23 protein-coding genes are annotated in these 20,056 nt (G+C 44.0%); 6 read left to right on the top strand and 17 right to left on the bottom strand.

Annotated features, from left to right (window positions below; genetic code table 11):
- Window positions 1-48 precede the first annotated feature (48 nt).
- The 15 genes from AB3K27_RS14250 to AB3K27_RS14320 form a co-directional block, all read right to left on the bottom strand.
- The gene (locus AB3K27_RS14250; RefSeq protein ID WP_073587021.1) at window positions 49-228 is read right to left on the bottom strand and encodes a DUF5049 domain-containing protein; all 180 of its coding nucleotides are present in this window, start codon (window positions 226-228) and stop codon (window positions 49-51) included.
- Entirely contained in the window at window positions 221-670 is a 450-nt protein-coding gene (locus AB3K27_RS14255; RefSeq protein ID WP_368488070.1) for a gamma-glutamylcyclotransferase family protein, read from the bottom strand. Before AB3K27_RS14255 ends, AB3K27_RS14250 begins: the two co-directional genes overlap by 8 nt.
- Window positions 671-705: 35 nt before the next feature.
- Window positions 706-1,605: an amidoligase family protein gene (locus AB3K27_RS14260; RefSeq protein WP_368488071.1), complete on the bottom strand. Its 900-nt coding sequence runs from the start codon at window positions 1,603-1,605 to the stop codon at window positions 706-708.
- Window positions 1,606-1,740: 135 nt separating this feature from the next.
- Complete coding sequence (locus AB3K27_RS14265; protein WP_368488072.1) at window positions 1,741-1,965, bottom strand: DUF4314 domain-containing protein; 225 nt, start codon at window positions 1,963-1,965, stop codon at window positions 1,741-1,743.
- Window positions 1,958-2,761 (bottom strand): virulence protein, encoded by an 804-nt coding sequence (locus tag AB3K27_RS14270; RefSeq protein ID WP_368488073.1) that lies wholly within the window; start codon window positions 2,759-2,761, stop codon window positions 1,958-1,960. The genes AB3K27_RS14265 and AB3K27_RS14270 overlap by 8 nt, the downstream gene beginning before the upstream one ends.
- Before the next feature lie 129 nt (window positions 2,762-2,890).
- Complete coding sequence (locus tag AB3K27_RS14275) at window positions 2,891-4,132, bottom strand: site-specific DNA-methyltransferase (protein WP_368488074.1); 1,242 nt, start codon at window positions 4,130-4,132, stop codon at window positions 2,891-2,893.
- Window positions 4,107-5,285: a methionine adenosyltransferase gene (metK, locus tag AB3K27_RS14280; protein WP_368488075.1), complete on the bottom strand. Its 1,179-nt coding sequence runs from the start codon at window positions 5,283-5,285 to the stop codon at window positions 4,107-4,109. The genes AB3K27_RS14275 and metK overlap by 26 nt, the downstream gene beginning before the upstream one ends.
- Window positions 5,286-5,303: 18 nt before the next feature.
- A complete protein-coding gene (locus AB3K27_RS14285; RefSeq protein ID WP_368488076.1) occupies window positions 5,304-5,855 on the bottom strand; it encodes a P27 family phage terminase small subunit in 552 nt (183 codons plus the stop codon).
- Between the two features lie 95 nt (window positions 5,856-5,950).
- The gene (locus AB3K27_RS14290; RefSeq protein WP_368488077.1) at window positions 5,951-6,319 is read right to left on the bottom strand and encodes an HNH endonuclease; all 369 of its coding nucleotides are present in this window, start codon (window positions 6,317-6,319) and stop codon (window positions 5,951-5,953) included.
- A gap of 120 nt (window positions 6,320-6,439) precedes the next feature.
- Entirely contained in the window at window positions 6,440-6,856 is a 417-nt protein-coding gene (locus tag AB3K27_RS14295; RefSeq protein ID WP_368488078.1) for a hypothetical protein, read from the bottom strand.
- The gene (locus AB3K27_RS14300; protein WP_368488079.1) at window positions 6,853-7,080 is read right to left on the bottom strand and encodes a hypothetical protein; all 228 of its coding nucleotides are present in this window, start codon (window positions 7,078-7,080) and stop codon (window positions 6,853-6,855) included. The genes AB3K27_RS14295 and AB3K27_RS14300 overlap by 4 nt, the downstream gene beginning before the upstream one ends.
- Before the next feature lie 45 nt (window positions 7,081-7,125).
- Window positions 7,126-8,499, bottom strand: a complete 1,374-nt coding sequence (locus tag AB3K27_RS14305; RefSeq protein WP_368488080.1) for an SNF2-related protein — start codon at window positions 8,497-8,499, stop codon at window positions 7,126-7,128.
- Window positions 8,480-8,761: a VRR-NUC domain-containing protein gene (locus AB3K27_RS14310; protein WP_368488081.1), complete on the bottom strand. Its 282-nt coding sequence runs from the start codon at window positions 8,759-8,761 to the stop codon at window positions 8,480-8,482. Before AB3K27_RS14310 ends, AB3K27_RS14305 begins: the two co-directional genes overlap by 20 nt.
- 154 nt (window positions 8,762-8,915) lie before the next feature.
- Window positions 8,916-11,168 carry a phage/plasmid primase, P4 family gene (locus tag AB3K27_RS14315; RefSeq protein WP_368488082.1) on the bottom strand — a complete coding sequence of 751 codons (2,253 nt, stop codon included), beginning with the start codon at window positions 11,166-11,168 and terminating at the stop codon, window positions 8,916-8,918.
- Window positions 11,159-11,617: a DUF4406 domain-containing protein gene (locus AB3K27_RS14320; protein WP_368488083.1), complete on the bottom strand. Its 459-nt coding sequence runs from the start codon at window positions 11,615-11,617 to the stop codon at window positions 11,159-11,161. The genes AB3K27_RS14315 and AB3K27_RS14320 overlap by 10 nt, the downstream gene beginning before the upstream one ends.
- Window positions 11,618-11,918: 301 nt before the next feature.
- Between AB3K27_RS14320 and AB3K27_RS14325 the strand changes: the two genes are divergently transcribed.
- The 6 genes from AB3K27_RS14325 to AB3K27_RS14350 all read left to right on the top strand — a co-directional run bounded on the left by AB3K27_RS14325 (window position 11,919) and on the right by AB3K27_RS14350 (window position 16,377).
- Window positions 11,919-12,095: a hypothetical protein gene (locus tag AB3K27_RS14325; protein WP_177214809.1), complete on the top strand. Its 177-nt coding sequence runs from the start codon at window positions 11,919-11,921 to the stop codon at window positions 12,093-12,095.
- Window positions 12,079-12,408, top strand: a complete 330-nt coding sequence (locus tag AB3K27_RS14330) for a DNA ligase (RefSeq protein WP_277444855.1) — start codon at window positions 12,079-12,081, stop codon at window positions 12,406-12,408. Before AB3K27_RS14325 ends, AB3K27_RS14330 begins: the two co-directional genes overlap by 17 nt.
- A complete protein-coding gene (locus AB3K27_RS14335) occupies window positions 12,405-13,529 on the top strand; it encodes a DUF2800 domain-containing protein (protein ID WP_368488084.1) in 1,125 nt (374 codons plus the stop codon). Before AB3K27_RS14330 ends, AB3K27_RS14335 begins: the two co-directional genes overlap by 4 nt.
- Window positions 13,530-13,543: 14 nt before the next feature.
- Window positions 13,544-14,107 (top strand): DUF2815 family protein, encoded by a 564-nt coding sequence (locus tag AB3K27_RS14340; RefSeq protein ID WP_368488085.1) that lies wholly within the window; start codon window positions 13,544-13,546, stop codon window positions 14,105-14,107.
- Between the two features lie 69 nt (window positions 14,108-14,176).
- Window positions 14,177-14,329: a hypothetical protein gene (locus tag AB3K27_RS14345; RefSeq protein WP_175561963.1), complete on the top strand. Its 153-nt coding sequence runs from the start codon at window positions 14,177-14,179 to the stop codon at window positions 14,327-14,329.
- Between the two features lie 65 nt (window positions 14,330-14,394).
- Complete coding sequence (locus tag AB3K27_RS14350; protein WP_368491244.1) at window positions 14,395-16,377, top strand: DNA polymerase; 1,983 nt, start codon at window positions 14,395-14,397, stop codon at window positions 16,375-16,377.
- A 65-nt stretch (window positions 16,378-16,442) separates the two neighbouring features.
- On the opposite strand, the gene AB3K27_RS14355 is transcribed toward AB3K27_RS14350, so the two are convergent.
- The gene (locus AB3K27_RS14355) at window positions 16,443-19,097 is read right to left on the bottom strand and encodes a DEAD/DEAH box helicase (RefSeq protein ID WP_368488086.1); all 2,655 of its coding nucleotides are present in this window, start codon (window positions 19,095-19,097) and stop codon (window positions 16,443-16,445) included.
- A complete protein-coding gene (locus tag AB3K27_RS14360; RefSeq protein WP_368488087.1) occupies window positions 19,087-20,031 on the bottom strand; it encodes a DUF1837 domain-containing protein in 945 nt (314 codons plus the stop codon). Before AB3K27_RS14360 ends, AB3K27_RS14355 begins: the two co-directional genes overlap by 11 nt.
- Window positions 20,032-20,056: the final 25 nt, after the last annotated feature.

The following is a 20,056-nucleotide window of genomic DNA, read 5'->3' on the forward strand; positions in this document are numbered from 1 at the left end:
GTACGAGAAACAGAGCCGTTTTTGGCACTGTTCTCTGTGTTTTAGTATTTATTTCTCTTCGCCCGTCAGAATAAAACGGGCATATGCACCAGTGTTATCCGCGAGGTAAACAAGTAACTCAGCGTATCCCTCTCTCATAGCGATTTCCTTCACCTTCGGCACATCAAACATGTTCGTTTCACCTGTTGCGCGGATGGCTAGAATCTGTTCCTTTATCTTCTTATCCATTTTCGACCTCCTTAGAATCCTCCACAGCCTGTTTTAGAATACCGATATCGAAGTCTGCAGTCTTGTAGCCATTTAAGATAACGCTGTAATAAAAGCAGCTTGGAGTGCCGAGTGGTCGACCTTCATTCATGATGTAAACCATAGTTTCTACGTTCTTTTTGCCAAGTTTGACTTTGACTGTTTCCTTTCGGTAGAGGAACGGAAAACCCTCGTAGCGATCGAGTGCCGCTTCATCAGCCGGGGTAATCTCCCACAGCAGGCATGGGACTGTCTTGCCTTTAAAAGGTTCCACGGTCGCCACAGAGCCGCCGTGTGCCCCTCGAAACAATAACTGGTAGTCCTTCAAAACTACTGGCCCGACAGGTTTTGCTGTGGGGCAACGGTGCGCCATTTGCTCAAGGTTAAGATTTGAGCCATAGGCGAGATAGAATGTTTTATTCATTGTCTTTGTCCTCCTTATTTTTGCGGGGCAACCGTTCAGGCTGCCCGAAATCGCCAAGCAGCCGAGCCGTCCAGGTGGGCGGTCAAGTGCTCCCGGCAGTTTGCGAATTCCTCGCCGATGAAACCGATGCGATTGAGGTAGGTTCGCATTGCGAACTTTTCATTTTCAGCCTGCGGTTTCTTTGCCGAGGCGCATTTCTGTGTGAGTGCCTGGTGGTTGAGAGCAAGGGCGAGAACAATGTAGCTTCTTACCTTACCTGCGTGTAGTTCGCTGTTGAAGCCTCGAAGCTCGACCGTATGGTTGCCGGTGAAAAAGCTGTGCAGGTTAAGAAAATGGTATCGGCTTGAATGGTAGTGGCGGCTGGTGCTTTCGCTGTAGCCCTCGTACCAAAGGTTCTCTATGGCTTCCATCGTTTTCGGTTTGCGTCGGTTTATTTTCTCGACCAGGAGGCTATCCATCTTTTTGCAGTAACTCATTCGTTCAGGTGCTATCTGCAAAGCCTTGTAAAAAAGGTCATTCTTACTAGCGATGATGTTCATGAAGTTCCTTATGCTCCTCGGTGTATGGTCCGAGCCGTTAAGGTGTATGTGAATTCCGCAGGAGTTGTTTGCAAATCCGCCAGCGTGACGAAGCTGCCTGACCAATTCCTGAAGTATTTCAATGTCCTCGCGGTAGGTTAATATGGGGCTTACTAGCTCAACGCTATAATCGCGGGTGGCAGCTACCTTCTGGCGGCCTTGTTTCTTTTGGCAGGAGATGCTGCCGTCGCTCATAAACTTCCAAACCCGTCCGTCCGGGGCCGTTACCTTCTTGGTATCGTAATAATCGCCGGTGTGTGTAACCGTTCCGTTTAGGAAGTCGGCTGCAACCTTGGCCGCGTCGTTTCTTGTAATGCCTGTAAACTCAATCTCAATCCCGAATCTGCTTGTAAACATGTGGTTTTCCTCCTGAATGTGTATGTTTTGCGCTTTCCGCATGTACATATATCACTCTAAAAGGTTTATATAGCAAGCGAAATCCGAGAAATAAAACACATCAAATTATGGGTGTGTTTCTACGAGGCCATACCCTTACAACTTCCGCACCGCATCTTCTCCGTACACAACACCCAGAGAGGAACCGATATCCCATGAGCAGAAAATTGTACCTGTATCGTCCACTAAGTCCACGGTTCCTTGGTCGCCGGGCCTTAGTTTCGAATAAGGGTCGTTCATGTGTACCAATTCCACTCGTGTGCCAGATGGGTATTGCTTACGGATGCGTTCCACCGTCTCCCTTGATGGAAAGTTATTCATCAGTCATTACCTCCTCAGCTTTAATCGGAGCGCCATTCTTAAAGGCGCTATTGCCTGATAGGTTCTTTAGCAGGATTTTACGTTCCATCTTGTATTCAGTGCCGACAAAACCAAGCCGGATGAGGAAACATCGAAAAGCATACTTCTCATTTTCCACTTGCTTTTCGGTAGCATTGACTCTTTGCTGTATTTTTGCCATCTCGCATAATGCAGTAACAAAATGCGTGTAGCTTTTGACCTCATCTGAAGTAAGCTCTCCTTGAAACCAAGGGAAGCTGATAGTTTCTTCACCTGTAATGATATGGGTGCAATCAGTACCGAGAGCCTTTTGGATTAGAGAGGATTTGCTTTCAACCAATCGCTTGAGGTTTTCAAGAGCCATATCGGTAAAAGCCGACCTTGGCATCTCGATGGTCAATCGGTTAGGTTCGAGCGTATCCTCTTGCTCGGATTCCCCGTATGCAGGTGGCTCCTCGTTATCGTAGTAAGGGCTGACCCTGCCACCAAGAGCGGCTTCGTAAGGAATTTGAATATCCTCTGGTACAGGTTCAGCTTCCGGGAGTGGAGCGTCGTATTCTTCTGTAATAGCTTTGAAGTCGTGCAATCCCTGAAGGTCAGCAACCAGTTCGGGATTGTCATCTCCTCTGAGTATCCCATTCTTGTCAATGTGGTAGCCGCCTACCTCGTAAGCGAAGGTTGGTGCACCGAGGTATTTTGTCGGAGCATTTAATTCCTGGCTGATTGCTCCTACCAGTGATTTTCGTTGTGCGCCTATAACATTATAATTAATCTGCATTTTTCATACCGCCTTTCTTTTTCGGTACTACATATATCACTCTGAGCGCTGTAAATAGCAAGTCGTTTCGAGCATATTTCTGTAGGGAAACTGTTTCGATTGATCGGCGGCGTTTTGTGTAGATGGAATTTAGTCGTCAGCATTTATTTCCTGCAGATCACTATACTTATACTCCGTACCATCTCTCCATAGAAATACACTATCTGCGTTCCCGGCCTGCTCAATATACCTTTTTACAATCACGTCGCAGTACTTTTCATCCAGTTCAACGGTGTAGCAGATACGATCTGTCTGATCGCATGCAATAAGAGTACTTCCCGAACCACCGAAAGGATCGAGCACGATGCAGTTGGTCAGGCTTGAGTTGAGAATCGGGTATGCTACCAGTGCCACAGGCTTCATGGTAGGATGGTCTGCATTCTTCTTCGGCTTCTCAAATTCCCAGATGGTGGTCTGCCTACGATCGGCATACCAGTTGTGCTTTCCAGACTTCTTCCAGCCGAAAAGAACAGGCTCATGCTGCCATTGGTAAGGTGATCGACCGAGAACAAGCGACTGCTTTTTCCAGATGCAAGTACCGGAAAGGTAGAAACCTGATTCAGAGAATGCCTTTCTAAAATTCAGACCTTCAGTATCTGCATGAAACACATAAATAGAAGCATCCTTCGCCATTGCCGCCTCGGTGTTCTTAAACGCCTCAAGCAGAAAATTGTAGAATGCTTCATTTCCCATATTGTCGTTTTTGATTTTGCCCGCCGAACCTTCATAGTTGACGTTGTATGGAGGGTCGGTTACCACAAGATTTGCGAGTTTCCCGTCCATCAGTAGCGTGAAAGTGTCAGCCTTAGTAGAATCACCACAGACTAGCCTGTGCTGCCCAAGCTTCCAGACATCGCCTTGCTTGGTGAGTGCAGGCTTTTGCAGTTCAGCATCCACATCGAAGTCATCATCATGAATACCGTCCTTAAGCGAATCCTTAAAAAGCGCATCAAGTTCGGCAGGCTCAAAGCCGGTGAGGGACACGTCAAAGTCCGCTCCCTGCAAATCCGCAATGAGGAGAGCCAGCTTATCCTTATCCCAATCACCGCTGATCTTATTGAGGGCGATATTGAGGGCCTTTTCTTTTTCCTCATCCATTTCAATAACCACACACTCGACTTCGGTGATGCCCATATCAAGCAGCACCTTCAAACGCTGGTGGCCACCGACAACATGAGATGTAGTCTTATTCCATATAACGGGTTCAACATAACCGAACTGCTCGATGGAGCGTTTCAGCTTTTCATATTCTGGGTCACCGGGTTTCAAATCTTTACGAGGATTGTAGTCGGCTGGAATCAATAGCTCAGTTTTCAGTTTTTCTATCTGCATATTTCTCAGCCGCCTTTCTTAAATTTGTGTACATATTTACATCCTCCCACGGGAACAGACAGGAATTGAAATGACCATAGGCCGCCGTATCGGAGTAGATTGAATTTCGCAGCCTTAGTTTTTCAATGATTGCCGCCGGTCGGAGGTTAAACACATCCTGCACAATATTGGTAAGCTGATCATCGGTGAGTTTGCCAGTACCAAAGGAAGTCACGTCAACTGCCACAGGGTTTGCCTTTCCTATAGCATAAGAAAGAGCGACCTCGCATTTCTCTGCAAGACCGCTCCATACGATGTTCTTTGCAATGTATCGCGCCATGTACGCGCCACTTCGGTCAACCTTGGTTGGGTCCTTGCCACAAAGGGCACCTCCGCCGTGAGACGCAAGACCACCATAGGTATCGACCATGATTTTTCTGCCGGTTAAACCTGTATCGGCAGCGGGACCACCTTCGACAAATCTGCCGGAGGGATTAATAAGGATTTCAGTATCATCATCAAACGGAAAATCCTCAAAACACTGCCAAAGTACATTATTGATGATATCCGTTTTCAATTCTTCTTGTGTCTTACCCTTATCATGCTGAACTGAAACTACAATGGCTTTCACACGCTTGGGCTTGCCATCCTCATATTCCACAGTAACCTGTGCTTTGCCGTCAGGCAGAATACCCTTAATGAGTTTTCCTTTGCGGCAGTTGTCAATGCGTTTTACAATGCGATGGGAAAGCACCAGTGGGAGGGGCAGGTTCTCACGTGTTTCATTGGTGGCGTAACCATAAACCGTGCCTTGGTCACCGGCTCCTACAGAACCGTATGGGTCATTGACACCATTTCGTGCTTCGAGCGCATTATCTACACTCGCCGCAATGTCTGCACTTTGCTGGTGTACAAAAACAAATACTGTGAACTTCCACGGATTGTATCCCACCTCACGAAGTACATTTTTTACGATGAAGCGTATGTCTACTTTACCGCTGCAGGTGATTTCGCCCGCCACGATAATTTTACCTTTGGTCGCCATGACCTCACAGGCCACGCGGGAAGCTTTGTCTTTACGAAGACAAGCATCCAAAATATTGTCAGCAATGAGATCACAGAGTTTATCCGGATGTCCCATGCAGACACTTTCTGCTGTTTTATAAGTAATCATATTTTCCTCCTATCTGATTTATTTTCCTCGCCTTGCCATGAGCAGACGTTCCATTACATCGTCCTGCGGGCTAGCGCCGTTGTATTCTCCTGTACAGTTTTCTTTAACGATCTGGAAGATCTCCATCCACAACCGATTGGTTTGGTTCATGTAATTCTGACCCATTGCCACATAAGGGCTTTGAATGGCATTACCCGTAGTCGGGTGTTTTGCTAAAAAGCCATATTCAGTGACAGCTTCCTCACATTGAATCCAACGAGCCACGCTCATAGCGTAGCGTTCCAATAACTGCGGCGATACGAGAACAGCACATCCACGTTCGTTTAGCCACTGCCATGTATTTCTGTAGATTTCTCCTGCAACCAGTGCTTTGCCGTCTTTTTGTATAGCTTCCAGGATTTTATTGGGCTCGGGCATTTCAAGTCCTTTTAGGTCTGCCGTATCCTTAAATTCCATCACCGTCAGTTTTCTGCCTCCTGGATTGCCTTCGGCAATTTTGTCAGTCAGGGGCTTCTTTTTCGCACCTGCACCTACACGAGCACCGCCTCGATTTGTACCGTCTTTCGCCATATTTTCACCTCACTTAGCAGGGTTGGGGCTATTCCCTCGTTTGAAACCGCGTTTTTTAACACGAAGCCCCACGCCGCTGTCCGCTAAAAATAGTTTTAGAGATTTGACCGCCCCCACCGGTCACCGCTCTCGGCAGTAATTCTAGAGTGGCAGGATTTACAAAGAGCCATGAGATTGCTCTTCTCATTGCCGCCGCCCTTGGAGAGTGGAAGGATGTGGTGTACCTCTTCGGCAGGAGTGAGCTTGCCTTGCTTCTCGCACTCCTCACAAAGAGGATGCAACTTGATGTAGCGGTCACGGATACGCTTCCAAGCACGACCATATCGCTTGTTGGAAGCAGGGTCACGTTCATACTGGTTGTACTGTTTATCCATTGCTTTTTGATGCTCGGCACAGTATTGCTCGCGTACAGCAAGCCGACCGCAGCCGGGGTAAGCACAGGGACGCTTAGGTTTGTAGGGCATTGGTTCACCTCACTTTCAGGGCATAACAAAAGCCACCGCAGATCTCTCCACGATGGCCTTTGGAATTCTATTTCTCTATTGTAATAGTAACACACGAACCACACTGACAAACAGTGACATTCACTGACTTGTTTCAGGAAGTTTAATCATTGAGGTAGCAACATCGTGCAGTCGATAGACATGGCGTACATTATATCCCAGGTCCACCGCGATTTGTTCCCACGATTTAAAACATAAGTATCGTAGCTCAAGGAGCGTCTGACACTCCAAACTGTCTACCGCTTTTATGACTCCTATTATTTCACCCTTTAAATCCACAAGGCGATCAATGTCTCTGTTGATCTCGCTCTGAAGATCAATGATTTTACAAATAGCGTCCGCCATCATAGATGTGCCATGACTCGGATTACGTGGCATCCCCGTTAACGTCGACGTGCATTTGGTTGCCAGTTCATTCAACGAAGCAATCTGCTCCAGCTTGCTGTTGATACGCTGGTCCAAACGATAGGCTTGGGACAGATATTCTTTAGCAGTCACAGGCAGGTCACCTCTAGCTTTTCTCGTATCTTGCGTATTAAGATGGCACCGTCAAGATCAGTCAACATCTGATACCAGCCGGAACAGAAGAAGCGCTCAAGAGAGTTAACCTCAACTTTGTAATCATTTTTCTCCGGGTGACGGTCCAAACGCTGTAAGGCTTCCCGGTAGTCTTTGACTGCCTGTACTATAATCGCATTCGCTAAACTTTCATATGGTTCCATATCGCACCTCCAAGTTTTTGTTTCTCGGATTGGCACGGATTGTCTTTATTTGACTCTCATTTGCAGATCAGCTTTGACAGCTTCGATAAGCGCCGACTGGCTTTTGTCCTTTAAGGAAAGAGCCCTCAAGATACGCTCATCAATAGTGCCTTTGGTAACGATGTGCTGCACCACAACCGTTTCAGCTGTTTGGCCCTGACGCCAGAGCCTAGCATTTGTCTGTTGATATAACTCTAATGACCAGGTAAGACCGAACCACACAATACAATAGCCACCAGCCTGAAGATTTAAGCCATGTCCTGCAGATGCCGGATGAATTAAACCTACTGGTATTTCCTTGTTGTTCCACCTTTGAATACTTTCAGCGGTATCCAGCTTAGAAAATGGAACCTTTATACTACGAAGCTTTTCTACGATTCTTTCGTAGTCGTGCTTATACCAATAGGCCACAAGTATTGGCTTTCCGGCAGCGGCTTCAATAATGTCCTCCAATGCATCTAATTTCTGATTATGGATGACCTGAGTTTCTCCGCTGTCGTTATAAATTGCACCATTAGCCATCTGGCAGAGCTTGTTGGAAAGTGCTGCAGCATTCCCAGCAGTAACCTCACCATCAGGAAGCGTAAGTACAAGGTCTTTTGCTAATTCGTCATAGCGTTCTGCCTCTTTTTCAGAAAGCATAACCGTGTATTCACTACTGACCAGTTCAGGCATCTTAAGATAATCAGTAGACTTCATTGAAATTGTAATATCGGAAATTTTCTTGTAGATGCATTTCTCTGCTCCGGGAAGAGGCTTGTAACTATAAATAATCTGGCCATTTCTTTTGTCCGGCATAAAGTAGTTTGTACGAAACGCAGTTATGAACCTTCCAAGTCTTACACCCATGTCAAGCAATTTGAACTCTGCCCATAAATCCATTAGTCCATTGCTGCTTGGTGTTCCTGTCATTCCAATAATGCGTTTTACTCTAGGACGCACCTTCATAAAAGACTTAAAGCGCTTGGCCTGATGATTTTTAAAGGAAGAAAGCTCATCAATTATAACTGTATCGAAATCAAAGGTCAGTCCGCTCTCATCAATGAGCCATGAAAGATTCTCACGATTGATTACGTAGATATCGGCTGCAGCTTTTAACGCTTGAACCCTTTCAGTGACGCTTCCTACTGCAACAGAAACGATAAGGTCGGATAGATGATCCCATTTTTCAATTTCAGCAGGCCAAGTGTCTCTTGCCACTCGAAGTGGTGCTACTACTAACACCTTATGGGCTTCGAAGTAATCAAACAGCAGGTCATTAATCGCAGTAAGAGCGATACTTGTTTTTCCTAAACCCATATCAAGAAGTACTGCCGACACCGGATGGGATTCAATATAATTGATAGCGAACTTCTGGTAATCATGCGGATTGTACTGCATCTAAAATCCCTCCAATCTGACTCTCGTCGTCTAGTACAAAAACTAAAAAGCCTAATGCTCTAAGCAATTTGTGCCTTGCCATCTGTAATGGGCGCGGGCGCTTACCAGGGGACTTCACTTCTACAAAGGCCATTTTTCCTTCAGGCATTAGAACGATTCTATCCGGCATACCATCAAAGCCAGGAGATACAAACTTCACCGCCAGCCCGCCACGCTTTTTTGCTTCCAAAGTTAACTTCTTTTCTATTTCTTTTTCTCTCATCGCAATATCTCCATCAAAATTGGTGACGGTCTGTGTAAGTCTCCTCATAAACCTCTTATATAAAGAATTTTTTATAAATTTTTCTCTAATGCGAAGTTCTATATATGACCGTAACTGACCGTCACCATATTAGGTCAGTGCTACTCGGTGCAACTCAACTTAGAAACTCTTCCTCCTTTAAGCGCACGCCATAAATGAAGCTACCTGTTTTGGTTTTTTTGCGTTCAAACCCAGCAGTCTCCAAAGCAGTATAGAAATCTGTTGTGCTTCTTGTGTACTCGCCGTTGCGCCCACAATGGGCACGGTATTCCTGATAAAACTCACCGGATTTTTGCTGGTAGGTTTTATCCACTTCGCAGCAATCCTCCAAAAAGGAAGCAAGCCAGTCATTATTTTCTCTGTACGCTTCAATGGCCTCCTGAACACATGCTGGAACACTGAAATGGTAGTTAGCCTCAATAGCTTTCTTTGCACCTTCGATGATCCAGCTCATGATGTACGAGCCTGCATTCTTAACAAGGTAGTCGGCGTAGTTTTTGATGTCACTTTTATTTTCAATTCTTGCATTAAACGGAATGACTATAAGACGTCTCCAAGTACCATCATCATTGGCACCGACTCTCGGAAGATGATTCGTGTAAAGCACCAGTGTATGAGAAGGCTCAAACTTGAACGGGTCCTTATACTTTTTCTCAGCTTCGATTTCATCAGTAGAGCTAAGCTGTTTCACAATTGAAGTGTTCAGGCGCATGCCCTCTTCAAGTTCGGAAGCAATGATGAGGCGTTTGCCCTTAAGCTCTGCCATTTCAGGTTTTACGTTTCTGCGACAACCAACTGTAAGTGTATCTGCTGAGATCGCACCGCTGTATGAACCGAGCACCCTTGAGATGCTGTTCCAAAAGGTGGACTTACCATTGCGGCCTCCACCATAGGCAATGATGATAGCTTCGAGGTAAACTTTACCGATTGCAGAAAGGCCAACAATCTGTTGAACGTAATCAATCAGCTTTTGATCATTACAGAAAAAAGTGTTCAGAGCATCTAACCAAATTTGCTCACCCTTATCACCCGGAGAAGCGGTTGTTTGCTTTGTAATATAATCCGCTGCCTCTGGAGCACGACCACCGGCCAGACCCTTGCGAAGGTCAAACGTAACACCCGGTGTATTAAGTAGGAACTCATCCTTGTCTAAGTCGCTCACCTTGATTTCCAGCATTGGCTTTGCAGCCTGCAATGCTGAGATGACATATTTCATATCCCTGCGCTTCATTACAAAAGTTCTATAAGCAATAGCCGACTGATACTTCTTAAATGCCTTTAATGGATCTCCTGAAAGTGAAGCTTCATACTTTTTACCGCCAGCAAGAATATCTTCTTCCTTTTCACCCAAAGCAAGTAAGGCATTAAGAGCGCTTTCCACCTCGCCAAGGGCATCTTGAAGCTGTAAATCGAGGAACTCTTCCATCGCACCAATCGACTGCTGCCTTGATTCCATCCAATACTCACCGTTAAAACGAAGATAATCTGTGGCATCGGTGTAGCAGAGCTCATTGCCATATTCACGAGTAAGCACCTTTGCCTGGCCAATATCAGAAAAGTCGGAGGGTCTCAACGAGTCAAAGTCAGAATTGTAATCATCTGGAGGAACATACCCCTCCTGACCTTGCACCTTTCTTACAAACTTGATAGCACTATTCCAGATAGCTGTAAGTTCTTCGTCATCCATAGGAGGATCACATTTCTTAGCTTCTTCCAGAAAAATCTCATGGGCCTTATCTGTGCTGCCGTATCTCTTTACAACGCGGCCAGCAAAACGAGACAGAGTATTGTTGCGTTGACCTTCAGGTATTGAATTGCTGCGACCTGTATTTGTAGGCGCAGGAACATTCTCCAGCAATTCATCAATCGTGAGCCAACCTTCATGCCAGATAACTTCACCGGTATCAGCCCCATAGATAAAACGTGCTGCATCCAGAGCGTTATCATCAAAGAAGGGGAACTGAGCATGGATAGCTCTTTTTATAGCCACATATCCTTCCGCATCTGTTAGCTCTTCTATAGAAAAGTAAACATGGAACTTGGGCCTTGCAGTTTTTCCATCCTTAGAAAGCATATTGTGACGACTGGGAGCAATCGCATATGAAATATCCGTTAAAATTTCATCCAATGCCTCTGGTGTTATCCACTCATCCGGATTTTCAGTGTGATCATTATCGCAATCCATGACGATGACATCAGACTTTAAGAAATTATCTGCACTGCGATAGTTGTTCTTATACTCCGCGCAAACGTGGTCTAGCTTTGCGGCTTCTTTTAATTCTTCGGCCGACGTGACAACGTTCCTATTTGGATAGAGGCAGTTCTTTTGATTGCCGGTGCAATTTGCAGTACAAATTGTTAGTTGCATGTTTCAACCTCCTCCATGTCCTCGGTAAAATAACGAATGGTCATGCGGCGCTTCTTTGCCTTATCAACTTCCATCTGCATGCCCTTCGTGATGTTTTCACCAAACACCCACAGCTCATTGCATTTACCTAAGAAGACTATATCCATGAAAAGTGCAAGCTCACGTTCCGCAGGATCATCATCCGAAAGATACATAGGAAAAAGTAGGTGTGGTGCAAAAGCGATAGCATTTCTTTCGATAACAGCGAAGCGGCTATAAATCTTGGCTCTTTCAGTGTTTTTTTCTACATCACCCGCATAAGGTGAGCAGATATACACGAGCGGTTTGAAGACCTTGTCTTCCTTTTTGATGTTTGTCAGCGCCTCGTATGCGGTAGGGTCGGGATAGCCTTCACCGTTTTTCTTGTCCACTCCGCCGGTACCATATTTACATCTCATCTGTTCGTTCATAAGCGAACCTCCTTATTAAGATTCGAGCGGCATAAAAGTCCCTCTACCAGTCCCAGGACAGAAAGCACCGCTTTGAACGAACTTTTGAAAATAAATTTTTCCTTCCTTATTTAAGCGACAGCAGACCTAAAAATCTGCTGTCTTTTTTCGTTCATTTTCGTTTTAAGTGTCCTGGGATTAGTGAAGGACATGAAAAATGTGTGGCCTGAAAAAATCACAAAAGATTTTTCGTTCAAACCACACAAAACTGTCCTGGGACTATTAGAGAGGGAGCACTCCTCTCGGAAAGGGAGGTAACACAATGCAGACACAGACGAATGTAGAGGCTTCAAAAGATCAGCAGTTTGATGAAGAACTTGCTGACACCCTCACAGCCATAAGCGTTGTATCCAAGAGACTGGCTCAGAAAATCAAAGCCTTGTCTGCAAAGGAACAAGAAAAGAAGGAAGGAGGTACTCCAAATGAGCAAGATGAGTGAACTTAGTCAGGTTCTTTCTGAACTTAGGGACTGCGGCAAAACTCTCATTAACATTGCTGACTCGCTTACAGAGATTTTTTCAAGTTCAGGTGACGAGCCCGAAAATGTTATGGAAGCACCCGCAATACCGACAGAGGAACCGAAACCAGAGTATTCGTTCTTAGATGTTCGCAAGAAGTTTGCAGAAATGTCCAGAGCCGGATACACAGAAGCGCTTAAGGGACTTCTGAAAAAATACGGTGCAGATAAGCTCTCCAGCGTAGACCCGTCACAGTATGCCGCATTACTTGCGGATGCGGAGGCAATTAAATGAGCGTAAAACATGCACTGCTTTCAGCCTCATCCGCACACAAGTGGATTGCTTGCCCACCATCGGCTCTACTTAGTAAGAAGTTTGAAGATGCGTCCAGCAGCTTTGCACAAGAAGGCACTGATGCCCATACACTCGCACAGTACAAGCTTGAAAAATTGCTGGGGCTTAACACAAAGGACCCGACTGAATCTTTAAGCTTCTACGATGAGGAAATGAACAGCCACGCTGAATACTATGCAGCCTTTGTACTTGAACAGCTTGAGAAAGCAAAAGAAACCTGTGATGATCCTCAGATACTTATTGAGCAGAAGCTCGATTTCTCGAAATATGTCCCGGAAGGTTATGGTCATGTTGACTGTTTGATTATTGCAGACGGCACTCTTACCGTAATTGACTACAAATACGGGCTTGGAATCAAGGTTTCAGCGGAAAGAAATCCACAAATGTTCTGCTATGCACTTGGAGGCTTGGCACTTTTCGATGGCATTTACGACATTGACAATATCCACCTGATCATCTATCAGCCGCGTAGAGAAAACATTAGCGAATACAGCATCTCAAAGGGCGAACTAATCAAGTGGGCTGAGGAAGTATTGGCTCCTACTGCACAGCTTGCTATCAAGGGCGAGGGCGAATACAAGGCTGGCGAGCACTGCCAGTTTTGTAAGGCTAAAGCAACCTGCAGGAAGCGTGCTGAATACAATCTGGAGCTCGCAAAGTATGACTTCGAAGAACCCGCTACTCTCGATAACGACGAGATCGCAGCCATCCTTACAAAAGCCGACGAGCTGGTATCTTGGGCCAATGATGTCAAGGAATATGCTCTGAAGGAAGCTCTGAACGGTACCAAGTTTGAAGGCTTTAAATTAGTCGCCGGTCGTTCCAACAGGAAGTACACCGACGAAGCTGCGGTAGCTGATGTCGTTATTGCAGCTGGTAAAGACCCTTATGAGAAGAAATTACTCGGCATTACCGCCATGACAGCACTTCTCGGCAAGAAGACATTTGAAGATATTCTCGGTGGGCTAACCTTTAAGCCGCCTGGAAAACCGGTCCTTGTTACCGCTGATGACAAGAGACCTGAATACAACTCAGCATTTGAAGATTTTGATGAAAATTAAGGAGGAAATAAATCATGACAAAGACAGTTAATCCGTTAAAAGTAGTTACTGGCCCTGATACCCGTTGGAGCTATGTGAATGCATGGGAGCCTAAATCCATAAATGGTGGCACCCCTAAGTACAGTGTATCTCTCATTATCCCTAAGTCCGACACGAAGACCATCGCTAAGATTAAAGCTGCAATAGAAGCGGCTTACCACGAAGGTGAAGGTAAGCTCAAAGGCAATGGTCGTTCGGTACCGCCTCTTGCAACCCTTAAGACTCCTCTTCGCGATGGCGATGTAGAACGTCCTGATGATCCCACTTACGCAAACGCCTACTTTATGAATGCCAACAACAGCTCAGCTCCTGGCATTGTAGATGCGGACCGTCAGCCTATCATCGAGCGCTCTGAGATTTATTCCGGTGTTTACGGTCGTGCCAGTGTTAACTTCTACGCATTCAACACCAACGGAAATAAGGGTATTGCTTGTTCCCTTAATAACCTTCAGAAGATCCGTGATGGCGAGCATCTTGGCGGCAAGTCTAACGCCGAGGATGACTTCGCTACTGAGGATGATGAAGACTTCCTTTCCTAAACGGTAACTGACAATCCGGGTGGTAGGAAAACCTGCCACCTTAGACAATCAAAGAAATGAGGTAAACATATGGAAACTATTCTTGTTATTGAACTTATTACTTTATACGGCGTGTTTATCATCGGAGCCCTATTCTGGGTCGTAACTGAAATTAATGACGCCATCAAAAAGCACAAGAAAGAAAAAGCAAAGAAAAACTTTGATCCACTTGATAAGTTTTAATTGCTTGGGCGGTGGCACTCCTGCTGCCGCCCTTATTCTTTTGAAAGGAGGATGTTATGGAAGATATAAAAACACTTTCTCTTGACCTTGAAACTTACTCGGATGTGGACCTTGGCAAGTGTGGCGTCTATCGGTATGCAGAATCTCCAAGCTTTGAAGTCCTCCTGTTTGGTTACGCAATTAATAGCGGTGAGGTACACGTTATTGACCTGGCCTTAGGTGAGAAAATTCCAGAAGAGATACTAAATGCATTAACCGATGATAACATAACAAAATGGGCCTTTAACGCTTCCTTCGAACGTGTCTGTTTATCCTATTGGCTTCGCAAGCATTACCCGGATAAGTTTAGTAGCTACAGCATACCAGAGGACACTGCCAACGTTTACCTTAATCCATCTTCTTGGCGTTGCAGTATGATATGGTCTGCTTATATGGGCTTACCACTTTCGCTTGAAGGTGTAGGGACAGTTCTTAAGCTCGGTGAACAGAAGCTGAAAGAAGGAAAAGACCTCATCAAATATTTCTGCGTTCCATGCAAACCCACCAAAGTAAACGGTGGCCGTACTCGTAACCTACCTGCACATGGTATGGAGAAATGGTTCTTATTTAAGAAATACAACGTCCGAGATGTTGAGGTGGAACAGGCAATTAAGAAACGACTAGAAAGCTATCCAGTACCTGAGTTTGTATGGGATGAATACCATCTGGATCAAGAGATTAATGACAGAGGCATCCTGCTTGATCTGGGCGTCGTTAAAAATGCTATTATCTTCGATGAGAAATCCAAAGAAGAACTTACTGCTGCAATGAAGGAACTTACCAACCTTGATAACCCAAACAGTGTCGTTCAGGTAAAACAGTGGCTTTCTGATAATGGTGTTGAGACCGAGTCTCTTGGGAAAAAGAATGTGGCTGCTCTTATAAAGACTGCGCCTGAGGAACAACGCGACGTGCTTCAACTTCGCCAGCAGCTTGCAAAAAGTAGCGTTAAAAAGTATCAGGCCATGCAGAACACTGTCTGTTTAGATGGCAGGGCTCGAGGCATGTTCCAATATTATGGCGCTTCCCGTTCTGGTCGCTGGGCAGGCAGGCATATACAATTACAGAACTTACCTCAAAATCATATCCCTGATTTGGAAGATGCAAGGTCACTTGTAAAGCTCGGAGATTATGATGCAGTGAAGCTTCTTTATGATGACGTGCCGGATACACTCTCTCAGCTTATCCGAACTGCTTTTATTCCAAGGTCAGGATACAAATTTATTGTGTGCGACTTCAGTGCTATCGAGGCAAGAGTTTTGTCTTTCTTAGCCGGGGAACAATGGCGATTAGACGTATTTGAAAACAATGGTGATATCTACTGTGCTTCTGCTTCTGCTATGTTCCATGTACCTGTTGAGAAGCATGGTGTGAATAGCCACCTTCGTCAAAAAGGAAAAATCGCAGAATTGGCACTTGGATATGGCGGCAGTGTTGGAGCACTTAAGGCTATGGGTGCATTGGAAATGGGCCTTACTGAAGACGAATTGCAGCCGCTGGTTGACTCTTGGAGGGCATCAAACCCGAAGATTACAAAGCTGTGGTGGGATATTGACAGAAATATTAAAGAGGCAGTTCGCTTAAGAACACATACCAAAACACATGGACTTAATTTCTATTACCAGAAGGGGATGCTTTTTATTGAGCTCCCTTCCGGCAGGAGGCTATCCTATGTAAAGCCTAAGATCGAACAGAACCAGTTCGGTGGTGAGTCTGTCACCTACGAAGGTACCGGCATCACTAAGAAGTGGGAACGCATCGAAAGTTACGGGCCGAAGTTTACGGAAAATGTTGTGCAGGCAATCAGCCGGGATATCCTGGCCTATGCCATGAAAACACTCAGTCATTGCTTTATCTGTGGTCACGTCCATGACGAGCTAATTATTGAGTGCAGCATGGATGTCTCCCTTAAAGCAGTTTGTGAGCAGATGGGACGAACGCCACCCTGGATAAAAGGGTTGGCTCTTAGAGCCGATGGCTATGAGACAATGTTTTATAAGAAAGATTAAATAAGGCCTCTGAGGGAACTTAATCCTTCAGAGGCCTTATTTTTCTCTATTCGCTTGTCTAATTTCTAATCTACAAATAAGTCTGGAATGTTGTATTTGATGATTGCGGCATCCTTCTTCACGCCTTCATTTGAACATTCTAACAGACTCTTTTTTAGTTTTAATTCAGGCTCAGTCTGCGCAATATAGTCTTTTCCGTGATTTAAAATATAAAGGGATGACTCACGTGAAAAACCATGTTTCTGGATATTTATTATTTTTCTATTCGTAGAACCATACTCAACAAACTCATACCAGTCATTAGGGACCTTTTCAACCTGTCTTATTTCTTTATAAGCCTTTGATACTTTCAAAAAATAATTTGATATTTTGAAAAGAATGACTTTATCAATAACACTGAGCACATCAGAAATAACGATATTTCTATGCTCACGAGTGTCATTGTAGTCAACGTAGTTATTATCGATATACAGAGCATTTTCTGGATTACGCTGCTTATAACTAATAGCCTGAAACATTATTTTGTTTAGACCGTCACCTTGTACCCACTGGCTTAAAATAACAGCATACCAGCTAAGCCTACCATGCTTCTTGGAATATTTGCCTACATGTCCTAAAGTTTCAGATTCATATATCTCCCATTTAAATATTCTGCACAGACGCTCCAGAAACGCCAGTAATTGTGCTGAATCAAAGTTACCTTGTTCATCAACCGCAGGGAACTCAAGTCCGTTTTGTAAAATTGCTTGATACAAGGACTCTGACTGGTCAACAGATATTGTTATATCATCATCCTGAATGTATTCTTCATTGGAAGCAAAAAGGGTTCTGATTTTATCTTCGTCTCCCGGATTCATCAGCTGCTGAAATTCTTGTCTAACACGACTAGTGCGGTTTTTCAAAATATCATTCAAAAGAATGATTGCAAATTTACGCATTAGATCATACGAATCTGCTGACTGCTTATCTGGATATTTCACAAGCTCCACTGTTCCGTGTAAAAGGGCTTCTATAACATTTTGCTTTTGTGGCTTTGTAAGTCCTTTTTCAATAGACAATGTCTGTGGTGCTATATCCTCCTGAAGCAGGCTTACATATTTTTCATTTGCTTTTTCACTACTCGCGACTAGAAATACATTGCCATAAAGATTGTATTCCAATCGTCCGACACGACCGATAAGGTTACGGAAATCTACAGCTTTCATATGCTTGCTTCCATTTTTAAAATCTGTAATAAATAAATTGTCCGCTGGCAGATTAACACCTTCAACAAGCGTACTTGTGCAGAATAATGCCGTTATAGAACCTGCACGGAACAAGTCTTCTATTCTCTGACGAATAGACGCCGGCAAGTAACCTATATGATATGCAACGCCCTTGGAAATAAGTTCAGCTAAATAGTAATCTCCATGTATATCGTTCTTTATGTCTTTAGCTAGTTCTATCAGCTCTTTATCATTACTCTTTTCAACACGATTAGCAGCAAAATCTCTTGCCGCTACTACTGTCTTACGGGTAGAAGGGAAGTATATAATACACTGTCTTTCTGCACCTTTATCATCCTTTTCAAAGCGAAGAAGCACATCTGTCAAGTCCGCGTCTTCAAGTGCTATAGATGTTAAAGGCACCGTTTCCTTTGTATGCTCATTATATACATCTACCTCATTGTCATCTAGATTAATTAAAAACTTAACTTGAGAAACAGGAGAAAACGCTGACGCGAGTTTTTGCTTTTTCAACTCATTTGATTCCACGCCTGCTATCAAACTTAAATATATTTCAGGATTAGGAACATTAGGAGATGCAAAAACAAAGTGCGGTCTATGCTCCCGTTCTGAAAGCATATGAACAATTTGGTAATAAAAAGGGCTTCGATTATCAGCACCAGAAAGCTTATGGGCCTCATCAATAAACAAGTAGTCAAGCTGAATATTTTGTTCATTAATAAGGAGATAGAGCAACCGTTCCGGAGTCATGATAAAAATATATCTTCGTTCACTGTTTTCTTCGGAATTTTTAATTAATACAGCATCTCCTGCAGCCGTTACAATGTGATAGTTATTCTCATGTAACATATATTGCAAGTCATCTGTTATCTTTATTCGAACCTCATTAATTAAAGCTTTCGTTGGCACAACAAGCGCAAAATTATTTTTGACACCAGAAAAAATCTGTTGCTTGATGAACATCCTCATTATGTAAGATTTACCCATAGACGTTGGGCCAGAGTAACTGTAATACTCATCGGCAAAATGGTCATACACGATTTTTTGAGCACTCATAAACTGCTTTTCGGGGTCCGCCGGGATTGTATAATATTCCTTTTTGTAACCCGCGAAAATTTTATCAAGAGTGCCAACTCCATCAAACGATGATTTAACAATATTCGTACCCTGATAATTACCAATGCTTGATAGTACAGAACCAGCTATATAAGAGACCTTCTTGTCTTCGGGGTAAATATAATGCAACATTGTGACTATTTCTTGAGCCCACATTTTTTGTGAATCGTAAAGTGTTGCATGATTGGATTTTGAAAGTAGATCTGCAAAAGCGAGAGCATCATTTATCGGTATCTCACGCTTCCGGCGTTTATTAAATCCAAAAACCTTGATAGCGTAATTGTATAATATGTCTTCATATATTTTCTTTAGATAGGCATCCTGGTTCAATTCAGCAAAGAAAACATCACCGAACTTCAAGTTCTTTTTATCTGCCATAAGAGTCACCTTCTCTCATGACAGTTTTCATAATGGCCTTCTTGTCATCTTCTGCGTTGTCAAAGGGAAGCACATACACATAGAAAGAACGATTGTTAAGGCCAAGCTTGTTAATCTTTTCTTTTATATAAGGAGCATAGTGTTTAATATCATTGTCCATCTTTTTTTCTAGTGCATCCCGATAATCTGAACTTTTATAACGTGAAGAGTCTAAACCAATTGTGTAACCGAGAAAAATGCCAAAAGCTGTATCTCGATATACATCCTTACCGGGAGCAGGTTTTATAATATCAATTAATTGAAGAGCCACTGGATCATCAGCAGGCAATTCAAAAACTGTACTATCAACGATCTGTAATTCTTCTGTTGTTCTACCAGATATCTGTTGAATGCACTCGAAGGCCTCATCTATGGCATAACCAAGATCTCCAACAACGCATGAAGTACCAAATATCATCTCATAAGACAGTGTTTTTCCTCCGGAGTTAAGTGCTCGTAAATGCATACCATCACATGCGCTTATCCCAGATTTGACTGATGAATTCAACTCTATCTTGCTGTATATCTTTGGTGCACCCAAAACCGTCTCAAGGAAGGCATACAAAAGTATTTCACCTAGCTCGTTTCCGGTACCTTTCTCATCTGCACGACCACTCTTATACATAAGGTCCAATGCCTCAATACCAACACTAAACTCATCGCCTTCGACACGGAACTGTTCAATCCTTGAACGCGAGAAAACATAATGCCCTATATTTTTACTTATGAATGTACGGAGTGAGTCCTTTGAAAACTTATTATCTATGACTTCTTTTAGCCTGAATAGACGCAGTTCTTCATTTGCAAGCAAGCCAAGACTCTCCGAATGAAGAACCTCTTTAAAGACCTGGTCAAAGCCTCTGCTATTTATGCTCTTTGTTAATGCATTGATCATAAGCTACCTCCTACAGTGCCTTCCG

Source organism: Clostridium sp. BJN0013, from assembly GCF_040939125.1.
Lineage (GTDB): Bacteria > Bacillota > Clostridia > Clostridiales > Clostridiaceae > Clostridium_B.

Coding starts and splice junctions, on each gene's coding strand:
- AB3K27_RS14250 (WP_073587021.1), bottom strand. CDS start 228: ATGGATAAGAAGATAAAGGAACAGATTCTAGCCATCCGCGCAACAGGT.
- AB3K27_RS14255 (WP_368488070.1), bottom strand. CDS start 670: ATGAATAAAACATTCTATCTCGCCTATGGCTCAAATCTTAACCTTGAG.
- AB3K27_RS14260 (WP_368488071.1), bottom strand. CDS start 1,605: ATGTTTACAAGCAGATTCGGGATTGAGATTGAGTTTACAGGCATTACA.
- AB3K27_RS14265 (WP_368488072.1), bottom strand. CDS start 1,965: ATGAATAACTTTCCATCAAGGGAGACGGTGGAACGCATCCGTAAGCAA.
- AB3K27_RS14270 (WP_368488073.1), bottom strand. CDS start 2,761: ATGCAGATTAATTATAATGTTATAGGCGCACAACGAAAATCACTGGTA.
- AB3K27_RS14275 (WP_368488074.1), bottom strand. CDS start 4,132: ATGCAGATAGAAAAACTGAAAACTGAGCTATTGATTCCAGCCGACTAC.
- metK (WP_368488075.1), bottom strand. CDS start 5,285: ATGATTACTTATAAAACAGCAGAAAGTGTCTGCATGGGACATCCGGAT.
- AB3K27_RS14285 (WP_368488076.1), bottom strand. CDS start 5,855: ATGGCGAAAGACGGTACAAATCGAGGCGGTGCTCGTGTAGGTGCAGGT.
- AB3K27_RS14290 (WP_368488077.1), bottom strand. CDS start 6,319: ATGCCCTACAAACCTAAGCGTCCCTGTGCTTACCCCGGCTGCGGTCGG.
- AB3K27_RS14300 (WP_368488079.1), bottom strand. CDS start 7,080: ATGGAACCATATGAAAGTTTAGCGAATGCGATTATAGTACAGGCAGTC.
- AB3K27_RS14305 (WP_368488080.1), bottom strand. CDS start 8,499: ATGCAGTACAATCCGCATGATTACCAGAAGTTCGCTATCAATTATATT.
- AB3K27_RS14310 (WP_368488081.1), bottom strand. CDS start 8,761: ATGAGAGAAAAAGAAATAGAAAAGAAGTTAACTTTGGAAGCAAAAAAG.
- AB3K27_RS14315 (WP_368488082.1), bottom strand. CDS start 11,168: ATGCAACTAACAATTTGTACTGCAAATTGCACCGGCAATCAAAAGAAC.
- AB3K27_RS14320 (WP_368488083.1), bottom strand. CDS start 11,617: ATGAACGAACAGATGAGATGTAAATATGGTACCGGCGGAGTGGACAAG.
- AB3K27_RS14325 (WP_177214809.1), top strand. CDS start 11,919: ATGCAGACACAGACGAATGTAGAGGCTTCAAAAGATCAGCAGTTTGAT.
- AB3K27_RS14330 (WP_277444855.1), top strand. CDS start 12,079: ATGAGCAAGATGAGTGAACTTAGTCAGGTTCTTTCTGAACTTAGGGAC.
- AB3K27_RS14335 (WP_368488084.1), top strand. CDS start 12,405: ATGAGCGTAAAACATGCACTGCTTTCAGCCTCATCCGCACACAAGTGG.
- AB3K27_RS14340 (WP_368488085.1), top strand. CDS start 13,544: ATGACAAAGACAGTTAATCCGTTAAAAGTAGTTACTGGCCCTGATACC.
- AB3K27_RS14345 (WP_175561963.1), top strand. CDS start 14,177: ATGGAAACTATTCTTGTTATTGAACTTATTACTTTATACGGCGTGTTT.
- AB3K27_RS14355 (WP_368488086.1), bottom strand. CDS start 19,097: ATGGCAGATAAAAAGAACTTGAAGTTCGGTGATGTTTTCTTTGCTGAA.
- AB3K27_RS14360 (WP_368488087.1), bottom strand. CDS start 20,031: ATGATCAATGCATTAACAAAGAGCATAAATAGCAGAGGCTTTGACCAG.